15 protein-coding genes are annotated in these 17,650 nt (G+C 69.2%); 6 read left to right on the top strand and 9 right to left on the bottom strand.

The features are described from left to right. Positions 1–5: 5 nt before the first annotated feature. The gene (locus ACK4SG_RS03780) at positions 6–680 is read left to right on the top strand and encodes a DNA-3-methyladenine glycosylase family protein (RefSeq protein WP_409599880.1); all 675 of its coding nucleotides are present in this window, start codon (positions 6–8) and stop codon (positions 678–680) included. Between the two features lie 10 nt (positions 681–690). Here the strand turns inward: ACK4SG_RS03780 and ACK4SG_RS03785 are convergent, their stop codons facing one another. Continuing rightward, the gene (locus tag ACK4SG_RS03785) at positions 691–1,080 is read right to left on the bottom strand and encodes a DUF488 domain-containing protein (protein ID WP_409599882.1); all 390 of its coding nucleotides are present in this window, start codon (positions 1,078–1,080) and stop codon (positions 691–693) included. A gap of 123 nt (positions 1,081–1,203) precedes the next feature. Between ACK4SG_RS03785 and ACK4SG_RS03790 the strand changes: the two genes are divergently transcribed. Next, on the top strand, positions 1,204–2,211 hold the full coding sequence (locus tag ACK4SG_RS03790) for a TraB/GumN family protein (protein WP_409599884.1): 1,008 nt from the start codon (positions 1,204–1,206) through the stop codon (positions 2,209–2,211). 24 nt (positions 2,212–2,235) lie between these two features. On the opposite strand, the gene dxs is transcribed toward ACK4SG_RS03790, so the two are convergent. From dxs to ACK4SG_RS03805, 3 genes are all read right to left on the bottom strand, one after another. After that, positions 2,236–4,143, bottom strand: coding sequence for a 1-deoxy-D-xylulose-5-phosphate synthase (gene dxs, locus ACK4SG_RS03795; RefSeq protein WP_409599886.1), 1,908 nt, complete (start codon positions 4,141–4,143; stop codon positions 2,236–2,238). A gap of 75 nt (positions 4,144–4,218) precedes the next feature. Then, entirely contained in the window at positions 4,219–5,019 is an 801-nt protein-coding gene (locus tag ACK4SG_RS03800; RefSeq protein WP_409599888.1) for a queuosine precursor transporter, read from the bottom strand. 3 nt (positions 5,020–5,022) lie between these two features. Continuing rightward, positions 5,023–5,691 carry a DUF502 domain-containing protein gene (locus ACK4SG_RS03805; protein WP_409599890.1) on the bottom strand — a complete coding sequence of 223 codons (669 nt, stop codon included), beginning with the start codon at positions 5,689–5,691 and terminating at the stop codon, positions 5,023–5,025. A 99-nt stretch (positions 5,692–5,790) separates the two neighbouring features. Between ACK4SG_RS03805 and ACK4SG_RS03810 the strand changes: the two genes are divergently transcribed. Then, positions 5,791–8,553 (top strand): methyl-accepting chemotaxis protein, encoded by a 2,763-nt coding sequence (locus tag ACK4SG_RS03810; protein ID WP_409599892.1) that lies wholly within the window; start codon positions 5,791–5,793, stop codon positions 8,551–8,553. A gap of 191 nt (positions 8,554–8,744) precedes the next feature. On the opposite strand, the gene ACK4SG_RS03815 is transcribed toward ACK4SG_RS03810, so the two are convergent. From ACK4SG_RS03815 to trxA, 3 genes are all read right to left on the bottom strand, one after another. Then, positions 8,745–10,718, bottom strand: coding sequence for a bifunctional serine/threonine-protein kinase/formylglycine-generating enzyme family protein (locus ACK4SG_RS03815; RefSeq protein ID WP_409599894.1), 1,974 nt, complete (start codon positions 10,716–10,718; stop codon positions 8,745–8,747). Between the two features lie 62 nt (positions 10,719–10,780). Beyond that, on the bottom strand, positions 10,781–11,230 hold the full coding sequence (locus ACK4SG_RS03820; protein ID WP_409599896.1) for a DUF4442 domain-containing protein: 450 nt from the start codon (positions 11,228–11,230) through the stop codon (positions 10,781–10,783). Positions 11,231–11,321: 91 nt separating this feature from the next. Continuing rightward, positions 11,322–12,194 (bottom strand): thioredoxin, encoded by an 873-nt coding sequence (gene trxA, locus ACK4SG_RS03825; protein WP_409599898.1) that lies wholly within the window; start codon positions 12,192–12,194, stop codon positions 11,322–11,324. 188 nt (positions 12,195–12,382) lie between these two features. Here trxA and ACK4SG_RS03830 point away from each other — a divergent pair, with 188 nt between their 5' ends. Next, positions 12,383–12,601: a helix-turn-helix transcriptional regulator gene (locus tag ACK4SG_RS03830; RefSeq protein ID WP_409599900.1), complete on the top strand. Its 219-nt coding sequence runs from the start codon at positions 12,383–12,385 to the stop codon at positions 12,599–12,601. Continuing rightward, positions 12,598–13,224 carry a DUF998 domain-containing protein gene (locus ACK4SG_RS03835; protein ID WP_409599902.1) on the top strand — a complete coding sequence of 209 codons (627 nt, stop codon included), beginning with the start codon at positions 12,598–12,600 and terminating at the stop codon, positions 13,222–13,224. Before ACK4SG_RS03830 ends, ACK4SG_RS03835 begins: the two co-directional genes overlap by 4 nt. Here ACK4SG_RS03835 and ACK4SG_RS03840 read toward each other — a convergent pair. Then, on the bottom strand, positions 13,172–13,423 hold the full coding sequence (locus ACK4SG_RS03840; RefSeq protein ID WP_409599904.1) for a SemiSWEET transporter: 252 nt from the start codon (positions 13,421–13,423) through the stop codon (positions 13,172–13,174). The two genes, ACK4SG_RS03835 and ACK4SG_RS03840, sit on opposite strands and share 53 nt — an antisense overlap. Next, positions 13,420–14,724, bottom strand: a complete 1,305-nt coding sequence (locus ACK4SG_RS03845) for an amidohydrolase family protein (RefSeq protein ID WP_409599906.1) — start codon at positions 14,722–14,724, stop codon at positions 13,420–13,422. The genes ACK4SG_RS03840 and ACK4SG_RS03845 overlap by 4 nt, the downstream gene beginning before the upstream one ends. A 98-nt stretch (positions 14,725–14,822) precedes the next feature. Here ACK4SG_RS03845 and leuS point away from each other — a divergent pair, with 98 nt between their 5' ends. Further along, the gene (leuS, locus tag ACK4SG_RS03850) at positions 14,823–17,555 is read left to right on the top strand and encodes a leucine--tRNA ligase (protein WP_409599908.1); all 2,733 of its coding nucleotides are present in this window, start codon (positions 14,823–14,825) and stop codon (positions 17,553–17,555) included. The last annotated feature ends 95 nt before the right edge of the window (positions 17,556–17,650 follow it).

Genomic DNA, 17,650 nt, shown 5'->3' on the forward strand with positions numbered 1-17,650 from the left:
CTGGTATGGCACGACACGCGCGGGGATTCGACACTGACGCGGCGTTCGCGCACCTGTGCAGGTGCGATCGCAAGCTGGGCGCGTGGATGCGCCGGCTGGGTCCGATCGAGGCGGATCCACGCTGGCGGCTGCCGTTCGACCCGGTCGATGCGCTTGCGCGCGCGATCCTCTACCAGCAGCTCAGCGGCAAGGCGGCGGGCACCATCGTGGCGCGGGTGGAAGCCGCCATCGGCAGTGACCGCTTCCATTGCGACACCCTGGCGCGCATCGACGATGCCGCGCTGCGCGGCTGCGGCGTGTCCGGCAACAAGCTGCTGGCCCTGCGCGACCTGGCGCGGCGCGAAGAGGCGGGCGAGATCCCGAGCCTGCGCCGAATGGCCGCCATGTCCGACGATGACATCGTCAGGGCACTGGTACCGATCCGCGGCATCGGGCGCTGGACCGTGGAGATGATGCTGATGTTCCGGCTTGGCCGGCCCGACGTGCTGCCCATCGACGATCTCGGTATCCGCAAGGGGGCGCAGGCGGTGGACAAGAGCGAGGCCATGCCGACACCGAAGGCGCTTGCGGCGCGCGGCGAACGCTGGGGGCCCTACCGCAGCTATGCCAGCTTCTACCTCTGGCGGATCGCCGATGCGGCGGCGGGGGCGAAGCAGGCGGTGGCGCGCTCGCAGGACTGAAGGGCGCGAATCAGTCGGCGATCACCGCGCCGGCGTCCAGCAGCAGCTGGCGCAACACGTGGCGGTGGCAATGGGCTTCGTCCTCGCAATAACAGCCCACGCTGATGGCGGTGGAATGCGACAGCGCTGCCAGCAGCGCGATGGCATGCGCCGCGTCTGGTTGCTTCATCTCGCTGCGGTAACGGCGAAAGAACGCCGCCCATTGCGCCGGCGTGGTTGCAGCATGGGCGATGTCCATGGCGTGCTGGCTGGGCGCAACGGTGGGCAGCCAGACATCATAGAAATCGCGGCTGGCGAACTGCGTCTTCGGCACGCCCCGCGGCGGCCTGCGCACCGTGCCGATCCGCAGGCCTTCGCCGGGTGCGCGTGGACTGCCGAGGCGGACGATGCGGATGGCCATGGGGCTTTCCTGCGGTGGATCGTGCCGAGGGTAGCGCAACCAGAGGCATGCGTTCATCGCCGGGTGGAACTTCCGGCCGCGGATCACGTCACACTGCGCGCTCGACAGGCATGAGGACGAGGGATGCGTCGATATATCCAGGTTGCGTGGGTGACTGCATGGTTGGCGGTGGCGTCGCCGCTGCAGGCGCAGCAGGCGCCGGTGGCGGACGGTATCCGGACCGAGGCGCCGGTGGTGGTGGAGGGCGAACAGCCGGGCCCCGGCCTGTGGCTAGTGCGCAAGGGCAACCACGAGCTCTACATCCTTGGCACGCTGAGCCCGCTGCCGGTGAAGATGCAGTGGCAATCGGCGCAGGTGCGGCAGGTCCTGGCGCAGGCGGGCGAGGTCATCCGCATGCGCGGCGTACAGATCGATGCGGACGTCGGTTTCTTCCGCGGCCTGCTGTTGCTGCCCAAGCTGCTGGGCGCCCGCAACAATCCCGATGGCAAGACCCTGCGCGAAGTGGTATCGCCCGCGTCATATGCGCGCTGGCAGGTCCTGAAGGCGCGTTACATCGGCAATGACGGCGGTGTGGAGACGCGGCGGCCGCTGTTTGCAGCGCAGGAACTCTATTCCGCCGCGATCAAGAAGAACGGGCTGGAGACCACCGACCGCACCTGGCCGGTAGTCAGCGAGGCGATCAAGGCGCACAACCCGGCCGTCACCGTGGTGCGCGAGACCATCACCATCACCGATCCGAAGCCGCTGCTGAAGGAGTGGTCAAAAACCACCCTGGACGATTTGGCCTGTTTCGACAACACCCTGCAGCGCATCGAGACCGATCTGGATGCCATGCGCGCACGCGCCAATGCGTGGGCCACCGGGGATATCGCCGCGTTGCGCGTGTTGCCTCCGGCCTACCAGTGGGAAGCCTGCAGCAGCGCGATCACCGAGGCGGGCATCGGCAAGCGTCTGGGCTTTGGCGATGCCCAGCACAAGCTGCGCGCGAAATGGCTGGCCGCAGCGGAAGCCGCGCTGGATCGCACTGCGGTCAGCTTCGCCACGCTGCCGCTCAATGACCTGCTGGGGCCGAATGGTTACCTGGCTGCGCTGCAGGCGAAGGGGTACACGGTCATCGCGCCGGACGAATGATGCGAAGGTCCGCCGCGCGCGGGTTCAGGAGGCGGCGCGGGTGGGTGTGCCGGCCTGCAGCGACGGCCACCGCCGCAGTACCGACGCACGGATGCCCGCCACGTCCAGGCCCGCCTCGGCCAGTAGCTGCTCGCGGCTGGCATGGTGCTGGAAGGCATCGGGCAGGCCGAGGTGCAGGATCGGCACCACCACGCCTTCGGCCGCCAGCAGTTCGGCCACGCCGCTGCCGGCGCCACCGGCCACCACGTTGTCCTCCAGGGTGATCAGGCCTGCGTGGGTCTGCGCCAGTTCCAGCACCAGATCGCGGTCCAGCGGCTTGACGAAGCGCATGTTGACCACGGTCAGGCCAAGCGCCTCGCCCACCTGTTCGGCCACCGGTACCAGCGCGCCAAACGCCAGCAGCGCCAGCGGGCCGCCGCGCCGGCGCAGTTGCGCCTTGCCGATCGGCAGGGTCTCCAGCGACGGTTGCACGGCAACGCCGGGGCCGGTGCCACGCGGGTAGCGCACCGCCGCCGGGCCGACGTGCTGGAACCCGGTGGACAGCATCTGCCGGCATTCGTTTTCGTCGGCAGGCGCCATCACCACCATGTTGGGCACGCAGCGCAGATAGGACAGATCAAGGTTGCCGGCATGGGTGGCGCCATCGGGGCCGACCACGCCGGCACGGTCGATTGCAAAAAGCACGTCCAGTTTCTGGATGGCCACGTCGTGCACCAGCTGGTCATAGGCGCGCTGCAGGAAAGTGGAATAGATCGCCACCACCGGCTTGGCCCCTTCGCAGGCCATGCCGGCGGCCAGGGTCACCGCATGCTGCTCGGCGATGGCGACATCGAAATAGCGGTCCGGGTATTCCTGGCTGAAACGCACCAGCCCGGAGCCTTCGCGCATGGCCGGGGTGATCGCCAGCAGGCGCGGCTCGGCGGCGGCCATGTCGCACAGCCAGTCGCCGAACACGTCGGTGTAAGTGGGCTTCTTCGGCTTGCCCTGGGCCGGCACCACGCCCACCGCCGGGTCGAACGGGGCCACCGCGTGGTAGCCGATCTGGTCGCCTTCGGCCAGTTCGTAGCCCTTGCCCTTGGTGGTGATGACGTGCAGTAGCTGCGGGCCTTTCAGGCCTTGCAGTGTCTTCAGGGTGGCAAGCAGGGCGTCGGTGTCGTGGCCGTCGATCGGGCCGGTGTAATGAAAGCCCATCTCCTCGAACAGGGTGGAGGGCACGAACATGCCCTTCCAGTGTTCTTCCCAGCGCTTGACGAAGCGGGCGGGCGGGCTGTGTTTGTCGCCCAGCAGCTTCTTGCCGCCTTCGCGCAGGGCATTGAGGGTGCGGCTGCCGGACAGCCGGCCCAGCATCCGGGTCAGGCCGCCCACCGATTCGCTGATCGACATGCGGTTGTCGTTGAGGATCACCAGCAGATCCGGCTCATCGTCCATGCCACCGGCGTGCCCCAGCGCCTCGTACGCCATGCCGGCGGTCATCGCGCCATCGCCGATCACCGCCACCACCCGGCGCGGGTTGCCGGCGCGGGCGTTGGCGATGGCCATGCCCAAGGCGGCTGAGATCGACGTCGAGGAGTGGCCCACCCCGAAGGTGTCGTACTCGGATTCCTCGCGCTTGGGGAATGGTGCTACGCCGTCCTTCTGCTTGACCGTGTGGATGCGGTCGCGGCGGCCGGTCAGGATCTTGTGCGGGTAGCTCTGGTGGCCGACGTCCCAGACGATGCGGTCGTCCGGCGTCTGGTACAGGTAATGCAGCACGGTGGTCAGCTCCACCACGCCCAGGCCGGCGCCGAAATGACCGCCGGATTTGCCCACCGATTCGATCAGGTAGGCGCGCAGCTCGTCCGCCACCGCACGGACCTCGGATTCCGGGAGTTGGCGCAGGTCGGCGGGACTGTCGATCCGGGACAGCAGGGGATAGCGGGAGGCATCGATCATCCGGCTATTGTCGCGCCGGCGGGGGGTGGGGGCAATGTGACGCAGGGCGGCGACGAAACGGGCAGCGCGGGCGGGTCAGTCCACCGGGAACGGGTGCGGTGCGGCGGCGTGGTCGTGGGCGGCGGCGTGGATCAGTTGTGCCGCACGCGCCTCCCCCAGGTAGCGGTGGATCCCGGCACGGGCCAGGTACAGCAGCGGGATCAGCGCCACTGCGGCCAGCAGCTTGTAGGTGTAGTTCAGGCTGGCCACCGCCAGGAACCGCGACATCGGCCAGTGCGCCGGCCCCAGCACGAAGGCGATGTAGAGCACCACGAAGCTGTCCACCAGCTGCGACACCATGGTCGAGCCGGTGGCGCGCAGCCAGGCGTGGCGCTCGCCGGTGCGGCGGCGGATCTGGTGGAAGACGTGGATGTCCACCAGCTGGCCGATCAGGAATGCCACCAGCGAGCCCACCGTAATCCACATGCCCTGGCCGAAGATCGCCGCGTAGGCGGCCTGGTAATCCGGCACGCCCTGCGTCTGCGCGCTGGCCACCCACCAGCTGGCCGGGGCCAGCTGGATGGCGATGAAGGCAAACAGGAAGGCATAGGCGATCAGCCCGGCCGCCAGCCAGCTGATCAGGCGCACGCCGCGCTTGCCGAAGTATTCGTTGACCGTGTCGGTCATGATGAACACGATCGGCCAGATCACCGTACCGGCGGTGAAGTCCAGGGTGCCGCCTTCGCCGAGCAGCCGCCAATGCACCGGGGCGATGCCCAGGGTGGCCTCCAGCGAGAAGATCTTGACCCCGATGAACTCGGCCAGCACCGCGTTGACGCAGAAGAACGCAGCCAGGGCGATGAACAGGCGGGTGGCGCGGTCGTCGAGCTGCCGCACAGGTCAGTCCTGCCGGGCGGGTGGGGTGAAGGGGATCTCACCCGGCGCCACCGCGCCGCCGCTGATGATGAAGCTCATCGCCTGATCCACGCTCCAGTCGGTGGGCGTGATCTTGTCCACTGGCACGATTTCCAGATAGCCCGAGGTGGGGTTGGGCGTGGTCGGCACGTACACCGCCGCCAGCTCGCGGCCGCTGCCTTGTTCGCGCATCACCCGGGTGACGAAGCCGATGGACTTCATCTGGGTGTGTGGAAAATCCACCAGCACCACCCGCTGGGTGCCGTCCGGCTTGGTCTGCAGGATGTCCAGCAGCTTGCGTGCGCTGCCATACACGGTATTGGCCAGCGGGATGCGCGCCACCAGCGCCTCCAGCCAGCGCAGCAGGCGCTGGCCGACCACGCGCTGGGCCAGCCAGCCGGCCAGCAGGATGACGGCCAGCGTGGCCACCAGCGCAATCGCATCCTGTACCCAGGGGGCCACCAGCCAGCCCAGCGAATGCGGATGCTCGGCGGCCAGGCCCTGCAACCCCGGTTCCACCAGCGGCTTGCTCAGCCCTCCCAGCAGTCCGAAAACGAACTTCAGCACGGCCCAGGTCAGCCAGAGCGGTAACAGGGTCAGCAGGCCGGTCAGGAACAGGCGCTGCAGGCGGGGGGCGAGGGCGGGAGAGGACATGGCGATAGTGTAGCCGTGGCTGCGGTTAAAGCCGTTGCCAGGGTGGCCGATACCGCATGACACACCGTGCCGTTCTTCTAGGGAAAAGGAATCGTGCCCATGGCTGTCGCCGCTGTCGAGCTTGACCGCAACGCATCGCCCCAGACTGCCCCGGCACGGTCCGGGCCGCGTTCGCTGTCACGCGAGGACCTGCGTAGGCGCCCGGTCACGGGCCGCGAGGTGCCGTTCCGGGACGGCGAGCTGATCGTTTCGCGCACCGACCCGCGCGGGGTCATCACCTATATCAATCCGTATTTCTGCGAGATCAGTGGCTACACCCCGGCCGAGCTGATTGGCCAGCCGCACAACATCATCCGCCACCCGGACATGCCGCCGGAGGCGTTTGCCGATTTCTGGGCCACCCTGAAGAAAGGCCGGCCCTGGGTGGGCATGGTCAAGAACCGCTGCAAGAACGGCGACCACTACTGGGTGGAGGCTCATGTCACCCCGCTGGTGGATGAGCGCGGCGAGCTGGTGGGGTACCAGTCGGTGCGCCGCAAACCCAGCCGGGCGCGGGTGGAAGAGGCCGAGCGCGACTACGCCGCACTGCGCGCCGGCCGCCTGCAAGGCGTCGTGCTGCGCAATGGCCATCTGGTGCGGGTGCCGTGGTGGGAACGCCTGAACCCGCTGTGGAAGCTCAGCCTGCCCGTCCGGCTGGCCCTGTTTGCGTTGTTCGGCCCGGCGCTGGCCCTGGTGCTGATGCTGCGGCTGGGCGGCGCGCATGCGCTGGACTGGGGGCTGTGGGGCGCCGGCCTGGCCTTTCTGTTGTATTCGGCCTGGTGGCTGTCGCGCGATGTGGTCGGCCGGCTGGAGGAGGCACGCGAGGCGCTGCGCCGGATCGAGCGCAATGACTTCACTGGCCCAATCGACGTGTCTCGCAGCGATGAAGTGGGCCGCATTCTGCAGGAGATCAAGAGTCTGCAGATCCGGCTGGGATTCGAAGTGCATGGCATGGCCCATGAAAAAGATCGCGTCCAGCGGATCGTCGATGGGTTGGAGACCGCCTCCAGCGGCGTGTTGCTGACCGATGCCAAGGGGCAGATCGTGTTTGCCAACCGCACCCTGTTGCAGCTTCTGGTGCGCGCCGGCGTACTGGCGCGGGAAGAGGCTGACCTGGTGATGGGTCAACCGCTCACTGCCCTGCATCCGTCACTGGCGACTTGGCAGGCCGTGCTCGATGGGCTGACCGGCGAGCGGCATGAGCTGGTGGATCTGGGTGATCGCGCCTGTGCAGTATTGCTCAAGCCGTCGCTGAATGCGTCCGGTGAGCGCATCGGCTCTGTGCTGGAATGGCGCGACCGCACCGAGGAACTGGCGCTGGAAGACGAGATCGGGCAGGTGGTGGAGGCGGCAGCGCGCGGTGAGCTGGGCCGGCGCCTGGACGAGGCCGGCAAGCACGGGTTCTTCCGGCAGGTGACACGCAGCCTCAATACCCTGCTGGATGGCCTGCAGGGCGCGCTGGCTGGGATCCAGTACGTGTTGCAGGGCTTGGCCGAGGGTGATCTGACCCGGCGGGTAGAGGGCGAGTGGGCGGGCGCGTTCGGGCAGATGGCCGACGACGCCAACCGCACGGTGGAGGCGCTGACCCGGATCATCGGCGAAATCCGCGCCGCCTCCGACAGCATCGGCGCGGCCGCAGGCGAAATCGCCGCCGGCAACTCGGATCTGTCGGCCCGCACCGAACAGCAGGCCGCGGCGCTGGAAGAAACCGCCTCGTCGATGGAAGAGCTGACCTCGACCGTCAAGCAGAACGCCGACAACGCCCGCCAGGCCAACCAGCTGGCGCAGGGTGCGGCCAGCGTGGCCGAATCCGGCGGGCAGGTGGTGCAGCAGGTGGTCAGCACCATGAGCGAAATCCAGGCCGCCTCGCGCCGGATCGCCGACATCATCGGGGTGATCGACGGCATCGCCTTCCAGACCAATATCCTGGCGCTGAACGCGGCGGTGGAAGCCGCGCGCGCCGGCGAGCAGGGCCGCGGGTTTGCGGTGGTGGCCGCCGAGGTGCGCGCGCTGGCACAGCGCAGCGCCAATGCCGCCAAGGAGATCAAGCAGCTGATCACCGACTCGGTGGTGAAGGTGGAAGAAGGCAGTCTGCTGGTGGACCAGGCCGGGCGCACCATGGGCGAGATCGTCGGCAGCGTGCAGCGGGTCACCGACATCATGGCCGACATCAGCGCCGCCTCGCAGGAGCAGAGCGCGGGGATCGAGCAGGTCAACCAGGCCATTACCCAGATGGACGAAGGCACCCAGCAGAACGCCGCGCTGGTGGAGCAGGCGGCGGCCTCGGCGGAGAGCATGCGTCAGCAGGCCGAGGCCCTGGCCGAGGCGGTGGCGGCGTTCCGGCTGGCCGCGCAGCAGCAGGCCAGCGCCCGCGCCGCCGCCCGTGCGCCCGCGCCCGCCCACACCCATGCACACAGCGGGGCGGCCGGCCACGCGCAGGAAGGCACCATCGCCTCGTTCGAGGACATGATCGAAAAGCATGCGCAGTGGAAGCTGCGGCTCAAGACCTACCTGCGTGGCGGCGGCGAGCCGCTGGATCCGGACACCGTCCAGAAGGACAGCGTCTGTGCCCTGGGCCAGTGGTTGTATGGCAAGGGGGAACAGGTGCAGCACCTGCCGGAATACCAGAAACTGAAAGAGCATCACCGGCAGTTCCATGCCGCGGCGGCGCAGGTGGTGCGTGAGCACCAGCGCGGCCGGACGGCCCAGGCCCAGGCCCTGCTGGACGGCGAGTTCACCCGCAAGACCCAGGAGACCGTGACCGCCATCCGCGCCCTGCGTGATGCCGTGGAAGGCGGGCGCCGCAAGGGGGCAGCGGAGTGAAGGGGGCTGGACACGTCCATCCCTGGGCGTGTCCGCTTCGCGGGATGCGGCACGTGTCCTGACGCGATGTCCGCGCCGCTGATCGCGTGCGCGATTGTGCTTGCGGGCCGGCTATCCGGGGCCGGCGAACACGTCTGACTGGATGGGCGGTCCCCTGACGGTGGCGCGCCCGGGCACGCCGGCTTTCGGGGTCAGCGGCTGCGCACCAGGCGGATGCCGACGTCGTCGTAGCCGCGTTGTGCGTCCAGCGGCGCCGGTTTGCCGAAGGCCATGCGCCGGGTGCAGGCGTGATCGGCGCACAGCGTGACCCAGCTGGCCGGAACGCTGGGCTGGCCCTGCAGTTCCCCGGCACTGGGCAGACGGTAGCGGTGCTGGTCCTGCTGGCCCAGCCAAGCGGCATAGGCCTGGGCATCGTCGGCGGAGACACAGGCCACCGGCCGACGGTCGCCACCCAGCAGGTTGTCCCAGCGCAGCTTGCGGCCCAGGAAGCCGCGCCCGCAGTCGGCGGCCTGGCGGCCCGTGGCGGCCACGAAGCGGGCGTAGTCGCCGCGCGTCACGGTGGTCAGCTCGATGGCGGCGGTGGGGGGCTCTGCTTGTGCCGGGACGGCCGGGTCTGCAGCAACGCGGGGGGCAGGCGCGCCGATGCGGGCTTGCAGGGCGCGCTGCCGCGCAGGATCCAGGCCCAGCCAGGCATTGGTGTCGGCCAGCAGCGCGGCGGCAGCGGGCCGGGCCGTGGGGTTCGCCAGCAGCGCCGTGAGCCGCTTCTCCAGCGCGGCGTCCAGGCGCTTGCGCAGCAGCACGATCGAGGCCCCGGTGCCGCCGCGGCGCACGTCCAGCTGGCGCGCGCGTTCGAACGCAACGCGTGCGGTGGCGAGGTCGCCATCCAGCAGCGCGCGTTCCGAGGCGTTCGCCAAGGCGTCGAACAACAGGGCGGTCAGGCGCAGCGTGTCGGGATGGGTGGGGTTGGTGCGCCATGCCGCTTCGATGCTGTCCCAGGCGTTCGCGTTCTTCGGTGCGAGCAGCGCGCCGGTACGCAGCTGCTGGTCGGCATTGGCCACGAAGGCGGCGACGCTTGGCCCCTCGGCCAGTGGATCGGCCAGTGGATCGGCCAGCGGATCGGCCAGGCCGGTGACCGCACCGGCGGCAGGCGCGGGAAGCGCCGCTTCGGCATCGGTGGCTGTTGTCCCCGCGTCTGCCTCCACGCTGGCGGGTGCTGGCGTGCGCAGCGCCAGATAGCCGATGCCGCCGCCAAGGACGGCGGCAAGCCCCAGGCCTGCGACCAGCGCGCGTCGCCGTGACGGGCGGGCCGGCACCGATGCTTCAGTGGGCACTTCCACCGGGGCGAACGCCTTGCCGCTGCGGTGCTCCAGGGCGTCCAGCGCTTGCAGCATTTCGTTGGCGCTGGCGAAGCGGTCCTTTGGGTCTTTCGCCAGCGCACGATCGATGAAGCCCTGCCAATGGCGCAGTGGCTCGGGCAGGCGCGGTACCGGTTCCTGCACGTGCTTGAGCGCCATCGACAGCGCATCGCCGGCGCTGTACGGCAGGCGGCCCATCAGCATTTCCCAGGTCAGCACGCCCATGCTGTAGATGTCGGCGCGGCGATCCACCTCCTGCCCGCGCGCCTGTTCCGGCGGCATGTAGGCGGTGCTGCCCACGGCCAGCCCGGCGGTGGTCAGGCGCGGGTTGTTGCCGCGGCGCAGGGCGATGCCGAAGTCGGCCAGCATCGGCCGGTCGGCGTCGTCGAACAGCACGTTCTCGGCCTTCACGTCGCGATGCACTACGCCGCGCACGTGCGCGTAGTCCAGCGCCTGCAACAGGCTGCGCAGGATGGCGGCGACCTTCGGCTGGTCGCCGGCCAGCCGGCGCTGCGCCAGGTGGCCGTGCGACAGATAGGGCATCGAGTAGAACGGCAGCCCGTCGGCGGTGCGCCCCACCTCGTGGATGCCCACGATATTGGGGTGCTCCAGACGGGCGATGATGCGCGCCTCGTTCTCGAAGCGCGCCCGGCTGATCTCGTCGGCCAGCGCGTCGGCCAGCATCACCTTCAGCGCCACCTTGCGCTCCAGCGACGCCTGCTCCGCCAGGTAGACCGTGGACATGCCGCCGTGGCCGATCACCCGCAGGATGCGGTAGCCGTCGATGCTGGGTTGGGTCTTGTCCGTCACGGTGTCATTCGCTTGCCCGAATCCACCGGAGCATACGACGGTCGCGACGGCCGGGGGAACGGTCAGCGTCCCGGTTTGCGACGCACGTACAGCTGCTTGCGGACGCGAGCGACCACCTCGCCGTCGGTGTCCACGACCTCGTTCTGGAACCAGTGCAGCACCTTGGCGCCGTTGGCGGCGCCGGTGCGCAGCGCGTCCAGCGTGGCGGCATCCAGCGTGAAGCCGGTCCACACCACGCCACGCCCGGGCTTCACGAACTCGATCTCACCGGCCTTGTCCCAGACATAGTGGTCGCGCCCGAGATGATGCAGGACCATCAGCATCCAGAACGGGTCGGTCATCGCGAACAGGCTGCCGCCGAAGTGGGTGCCCACGTAGTTGCGGTTCCACGGGCGCAGGCGCAGTTCGACCCGTGCCTGCGTGTAGTCCGCCGAAAGCCGGGTCAGATGGATGCCGGCGAACAGGAACGGGGGCCACAGGTTGATGCCGTGGCGGAACAGGCGGTGGTCCATGCGGCGGCGGTGCAGGGCGCGGGGCGGGGCTGGGCGCGCATGATCCCATACGCAAGCGTACTGACCAAGCCGCCGCCGTATGCCGGCGGCGTCAGGCCAGGAGCAGCGCCGACATCTGGCGGCGCACGCGGCCCACCAGGTCCTCGTCCTCGACCACGCGGAAGGCGTCGATCAGCGATTTGCGCGCCAATCCGTCGCCGAAGTTGCGGTCACGGCGCAGCATCTCGAGGAACTGCGCCATGCCGGCCTCCGCGTCGCCGGCCATCAGTTGGCGCACGCCCAGCAAGTGGCGAGCACGCAGGTCCCCGGGGTCGGCGGCGATGGCGGCCTCCAGCGTTTCCATCGGGGGCGCGTCCTTGAGCAGGGCGGCGAAGCCGAGCCGCGCGCGCGCCTTGATGGTGCGGTCGTCGGTGGCCAGGTTGGCGGGCAGGGCATCGAGCAGCTGTTCGGCCTCGGCTGCCGCGCCGGTCTGCAGCAGCGCCAGCGCCAGGTCGAGCTTCAGTTCGTCCTGGTCCGGCGCGGCCGCGATGGCCTTGCGCAGGCGCATGACCTCCGCGTGCGGGTCCACCGGTGGCGCGGCCTCTGGTGCGGCGGCTTGCTCCGGGGCTGCGGCCGGTTCGATGCCATGGTGCTTCAGGAACTCGCGCAGTTGGCCTTCCGGCAGCGCGCCGGGGAAGCCGTCCACCAGCTGCCCGCCCTTCACCAGCATCACGGTGGGCACCGAGCGGATCTGGAACGCGGCGGCGAGCTCCTGCTCCTTGTCCACGTCCACCTTGGCCAGCACGAACGCGCCGTGGTAGTCGGCGGCCAGCTTCTCCAGGATCGGGCCGAGCGATTTGCACGGGCCGCACCAGGTGGCCCAGAAGTCCACCAGGACGGGTGTTTCCATCGATTTCCGGATCACCTCCTCCTCGAAGCGGGCGGCGGTGGCGTCGAACACATGGGGGTGGGCGGTGTCGGTCATGGCGTGGGAAGCGATTGGAATGCCGCAAACATGGCGACGCGGCCGGCGGTTCACAAGGAGATGTAAACAGCAGTTGACATCCGCGATATCGAATGTAACGTTTGACTTACATTGTGTAAGTCAAAGGTAACGTCGATGTCCGCCCTGTCTCCGCGCAACCGCCTGATCTACTGGCGGGACCGCCGGGCATGAGCGGCACCTCGATCCAGAACGCGATCCGCCGCCTGCGCTTCGAGCGCGGCGAGATGACCCAGCAGGCGCTGGCGGATGCCTGCGGGGTGACCCGGCAGACCATCATCGCGCTGGAGGCGGGGCGCTACGCGCCGTCGCTGGAGCTGGGTTTCCGCATCGCCGATGCGCTGGGCGTGCGGATCGAAGACGTCTTCCAATGGACCCGGCCCGCATGACCCGTCCCTCTGCCGCCGTTCTCCTGGCCGGCCTGGCCGCCCTCCTGTTCGGTCTTGCCCTGGCGCTGGCGGGCATCGGGCTGCCGGCGTATTCGCACTGGCTGCACCCGGTCGCGCTGCGCGGGGCCACGGGCCTGCCGGGCGCGATGCTGTTCAACGCGGGGGGCTTCCTGTTGCCGGGCATCGCGCTGCTGCTGGCGTCCCGCAGCCTGCGCCCGGCGCTGGCCGGGCAGGGCTGGGTGGCACGGATCGGGCTGACCCTGGTGCAGGGATCGGCGCTGGCGTTCGCCCTGCAGGGCGCGCTGCCGCTGGACGCACGCGAGCTGGACGGCCATGCCGGCCGCTTGCACGCGCTGGTGTGGATGCTGTGGTGGATCGCCTTCGTGCCGGGCGCGCTGCTGCTGGCGGCCGGGGCGCGGCGCGGCGCGGGTTTCGCGCTGCTGTGCCTCGCCGCGGGCCTGCTGGTGCCGCTGCTGGCGGTGGTTGCGCCGCTGGGAAGCTGGGTAGGGCTGGCGCAGCGGTTGGCGTTCGCGGCGTGGTTCGGGTGGTGGTGCGCCGCGGCGTTCGCGCTCAGCCGTAGCGCAGCTTCATCCGCAGGATCGTCGCCGCCAGCACGAAGGTGACCGCGTTGGAGGCGATCATCGGCCACGACCGCAGGAACAGCCCGTAGCCGAACCAGCAGGCGATGCCGAAGGTGAACACCACGTACATCCACAGCGAGATGCCGGAGGTATCGCGTGTGCGCAGGGTGCGCACGGCCTGCGGCACAAACGAGAGCGTGGTGCAGGTGGCGGCAAGGTAGCCCATCCACTCGAGGTTCATCGCGCAGGTTCCCGGTACACCACGCCGTCCTTCATCACGAAGTCGACTTTCATCGTGTTGCCGATATCGGCCACCGGGTCGCCGGGCAGGGCGATGACATCGGCGCGCTTGCCGGCTTCCAGCACGCCCTGGTCGTCAACGCCCAGCACCTCGGCGGCATGGAGGGTGGCCGCCTGCAGCGCATAGGCTGCGGGGATGCCGGCTTCAACCATGTACAGGAACTCCCGCGCGTTGTCGCCGTGCGGGCCGACGCCCATGTCGGTGCCAAAGGCGATCTTCACGCCGTTGCGGTACGCCTTGCCGGCGGTGGCTTGGATCAGCGCGCCGATGCGCGCGGCTTTCGGGCGGACGACTTCCGGGAAGTAGCCATCGATCTTGGCTTTGTCGGCAACAAAGCGGCCGGCATAAATGGTCGGCACGTACCACGTGCCCTTCTCCTTCATGGCGCGCATGACCCGGTCGCTCATGTAGGTGCCGTGCTCGATGCTGGTCACCCCGCCCTGCACGGCGCGGTAGATGCCTTCCTCGCCGTGGGCGTGTGCGGCCACGCGGAACCCGTAGTCGCGTGCGGTATCGACGATCGCGCGCACCTCCTCCACGGTGAATTGGGGGGCATCGCCCGAGCGCGCGTAGCTGAGCACGCCTCCGGTGGCGGTGATCTTGATGACGTCGCTGCCTTCCTTGTAGCGCTGGCGCACGGCCTGGCGCGCATCATCGATGGAGTTGATCACGCCTTCGGTGGGGCCGGGCGGCCCGACCAGGTGCGAGAGCGCGTCGTTCCAGCCGTTGGTGGGGTCGGCATGGCCGCCGGTGGTGGCGATGGACTTGCCAGCCGCGAAGATGCGAGGCCCGCGGACCAGTCCCTGCTGGATGGCATCGCGCAGGTGGGGGGCAACCTCGCCCCCCAGGTCGCGAACGCTGGTGAAGCCGGCCATGAGCGTGCGGTCCGCGAACCCGACGCTGCGGTAGGCGAAGTCCACCGGGTCCAGTCGGAACCCCTCGGAATAGCTCTGCGGACTGGACTGGCTGGCCATATGCACGTGCAGGTCGGTGAAGCCGGGCAGGCAGGTCCGGTCGGACAGGTCGATCCGCTGGCCGGTGGCATCCGTCCCGGCTGTGCCCGGCCGGACCTCGGCGATGCGCCCGTCGCGGACCACCACGACATGGGGGCCCAGCACCTTGCCGGCGCGGGCGTCGAACACGCGTCCGCACTGCAGCAGGGTATCGGCGGGCTCGGCCCGGGCGGCGGGCGGGATGGCGGCGGCCAGCAGGCTGGCGGCGAGGGCGAAGTGGGTGCGCATCGAGGTGTCTCCCGGGTGTCGACGGATAGTGCCACGCGGGCGGCGCATGGTGCGCTGCGGTAAGCTTTCAGAATCGATTTCCTGCCAGTGCGCCTGCCGTGTCCGAATCTGCCCACTACGATCCCCGCTCCGTTGAAACCGCCGCCCAGGCGTTCTGGGACCGCACCCGCGCCTTTGAGGTAAGCGAGGATGCCGGCAAACCCAAGTACTACTGCCTGTCGATGCTGCCGTACCCGTCGGGCGCGCTGCACGTGGGCCATGTGCGCAACTACACCATTGGCGATGTGATCAGCCGCTACAAGCGGATGACCGGTTACAACGTGCTGCAGCCGATGGGCTGGGACGCGTTCGGCCTGCCTGCCGAAAACGCCGCGATCAAGAACAAGACCGCGCCGGCCAAATGGACCTACGCCAACATCGACCACATGCGCAGCCAGCTCAAGGCGCTGGGCTATGCGCTGGACTGGAGCCGCGAGTTCGCCACCTGCAAGCCGGACTATTACGTCCACGAGCAGCGCATGTTCGTGCGCCTGCTCAAGAAGGGGCTGGCCTATCGCAAGAACAGCGTGGTGAACTGGGACCCGGTGGACCAGACCGTGCTGGCCAACGAGCAGGTCATCGACGGCCGCGGCTGGCGCACCGGCGCCCTGGTGGAAAAGCGCGAGATCCCGCAGTGGTTCCTGCGCATCACCGACTACGCGCAGGAGCTACTGGACGAGTTGGACCGCCTGCCCGGCTGGCCGGAGTCGGTCAAGACCATGCAGCGCAACTGGATCGGCCGCAGCCAGGGGCTGGAGATCCAGTTCCCGGTCGATGGCGAGCCGGAACCGCTCACCGTGTTCACCACCCGCCCCGATACGCTGATGGGGGTGACATTCCTCAGCATCGCCGGTGAACACCCGCTGGCGCAGAAGGCTGCACAGGGCAATCCCGAGCTGGCCGCCTTCATCGCCAGCCTCAAGCAGGGCGGCGTGTCCGAGGCGGAGCTGGAAACCCAGGACAAGCGCGGCATGGCCACCGGCCAGTGGGCCAGGCATCCGCTGACCGGCGAGGACATCCCGATCTACGTCGCCAACTTCGTGCTGATGGGCTACGGCACCGGGGCGGTGATGGCGGTGCCGGCGCACGATGCGCGCGACTGGGAGTTCGCCAAGGCCTACGGGTTGCCGGTGAAGCCGGTGGTGGTGGATGCGGCCACCCGCGACGCGCTGGAAGAGCTGTCGGCGCACCTGCAGGAGCACGATGATCCGATGGCGGTGGCGCTGGGCGGCCACGCGCCGGTCGACGTGGTCGAGGTCGATGCCGCAGTGGCGGTGGTGCGCGAGTACCTGCGCCGGATCGAGGAGGAGGGCGCGCATACCGAGCGCGGCTGGCTGATCAATTCCGGCGAGTTCAATGGCCTGGATTTCGATGCTGCCTTCGAGGCGCTGGCCGTGCGCCTGGAGCTGGCTGGCACCGGTCGGCGGCGGGTCAACTTCCGCCTGCGCGACTGGGGCGTGAGCCGCCAGCGCTACTGGGGCTGCCCGATCCCGGTGATCCACTGCGCCGCCTGCGGCGCGGTGCCTGTGCCCGAGGACCAGCTGCCGGTGGTGCTGCCAGAGGACGTGGCCGACGCTTTCGCCGCCGGCGACGTGCATTCGCCGATCAAGTCCGACCCCGAGTGGCGCAAGACCACCTGCCCGCAGTGCGGTGGCGCGGCCGAGCGCGAAACCGACACCTTCGACACCTTCATGGAGTCGAGCTGGTATTACGCCCGCTACACCTCGCCGGGCGCCGCCGACATGGTGGACGAACGCGCCAACTACTGGCTGCCGGTGGACCAGTACATCGGCGGGATCGAGCACGCGATTCTGCACCTGATGTACTTCCGCTTCTACCACAAGCTGCTGCGCGACGCGGGCCTGGTGCGGTGTGACGAGCCGGCGACGCATCTGCTGACCCAGGGCATGGTGGTGGCCGACACCTTCTACCGCGAAGGTGCGGGCGGTGCGAAGGAATGGATCAACCCGGCGGACGTCGCCTTGCAGCGCGATGACAAGGGGCGCGTCATCGGCGCCACGCTGGTTGCAGACGGCCAGCCGGTGAAGATCGGCGGCACCGAGAAGATGTCGAAGTCGAAGAACAACGGCGTCGACCCGCAGGTGCTGGTGGACAAGTACGGCGCCGACACCGTGCGCCTGTTCTCGATGTTCGCCGCGCCGCCGGAGCAGTCGCTGGAGTGGAGCGAGGCGGGCGTGGAAGGCATGGCGCGCTTCCTGCGCCGCCTGTGGCGTGATGTGCACGCGCACGCCGCGCAGCCCGACCATGCGGTCGTCGATCCGGCCGTGCTGGATGCGCCACAGAAGACGTTGCGCCGGCAGGTGCACGAGACCATCCAGAAGGTCGGCGATGACTACGGCCGCCGCCACAGCTTCAACACCGCCATCGCCGCGCTGATGGAGCTTCTCAACCACGTCGGCAAGTTCGGTGACATGAGCGAGCAGGGCCGTGCGGTGCGCCACGAGGCATTCGAGGCCATCGTGCTGTTGCTCAATCCGATCACCCCGCACATCGCGCATGCGCTGTGGCAGGTGCTGGGCCATCCCGAGACGCTGCTGGAGGACCTGCCGTTCCCGCAGCCGGACCCGGCCGCACTGGCGCGCGACGCGGTGACGCTGGCGGTGCAGGTGAACGGCAAGCTGCGCGGCACCCTCGAGGTCGCCGTGGACGCGCCGCGCGAGGCCATCGAGGCCGCCGCATTGGCCGCGCCCGGTGTGGCGTCGTTCATCGCCGGACAGGCGCCGAAGAAGGTCATCGTGGTGCCCGGCAAGATCGTCAATATCGTGGTGTAAGCCACGCGGTGCCGCCGCTTCCGTCCGGGGCGGCGGCCGATCCGTCACGCGGCCCGGCGGTTGCCTGCGTGCCCTGCGGATTGCCGATGGGCCCG

Source organism: Thermomonas sp. (assembly GCF_046293095.1).
GTDB lineage: Bacteria > Pseudomonadota > Gammaproteobacteria > Xanthomonadales > Xanthomonadaceae > Thermomonas.

Bases quoted from the DNA above. Each gene is read 5' to 3' on its own strand.
- ACK4SG_RS03780 (WP_409599880.1), top strand. From the start codon at position 6: ATGGCACGACACGCGCGGGGATTCGACACTGACGCGGCGTTCGCGCAC.
- ACK4SG_RS03785 (WP_409599882.1), bottom strand. From the start codon at position 1,080: ATGGCCATCCGCATCGTCCGCCTCGGCAGTCCACGCGCACCCGGCGAA.
- ACK4SG_RS03790 (WP_409599884.1), top strand. From the start codon at position 1,204: ATGCGTCGATATATCCAGGTTGCGTGGGTGACTGCATGGTTGGCGGTG.
- dxs (WP_409599886.1), bottom strand. From the start codon at position 4,143: ATGATCGATGCCTCCCGCTATCCCCTGCTGTCCCGGATCGACAGTCCC.
- ACK4SG_RS03805 (WP_409599890.1), bottom strand. From the start codon at position 5,691: ATGTCCTCTCCCGCCCTCGCCCCCCGCCTGCAGCGCCTGTTCCTGACC.
- ACK4SG_RS03810 (WP_409599892.1), top strand. From the start codon at position 5,791: ATGGCTGTCGCCGCTGTCGAGCTTGACCGCAACGCATCGCCCCAGACT.
- ACK4SG_RS03820 (WP_409599896.1), bottom strand. From the start codon at position 11,230: ATGGACCACCGCCTGTTCCGCCACGGCATCAACCTGTGGCCCCCGTTC.
- trxA (WP_409599898.1), bottom strand. From the start codon at position 12,194: ATGACCGACACCGCCCACCCCCATGTGTTCGACGCCACCGCCGCCCGC.
- ACK4SG_RS03830 (WP_409599900.1), top strand. From the start codon at position 12,383: ATGAGCGGCACCTCGATCCAGAACGCGATCCGCCGCCTGCGCTTCGAG.
- ACK4SG_RS03835 (WP_409599902.1), top strand. From the start codon at position 12,598: ATGACCCGTCCCTCTGCCGCCGTTCTCCTGGCCGGCCTGGCCGCCCTC.
- ACK4SG_RS03840 (WP_409599904.1), bottom strand. From the start codon at position 13,423: ATGAACCTCGAGTGGATGGGCTACCTTGCCGCCACCTGCACCACGCTC.
- ACK4SG_RS03845 (WP_409599906.1), bottom strand. From the start codon at position 14,724: ATGCGCACCCACTTCGCCCTCGCCGCCAGCCTGCTGGCCGCCGCCATC.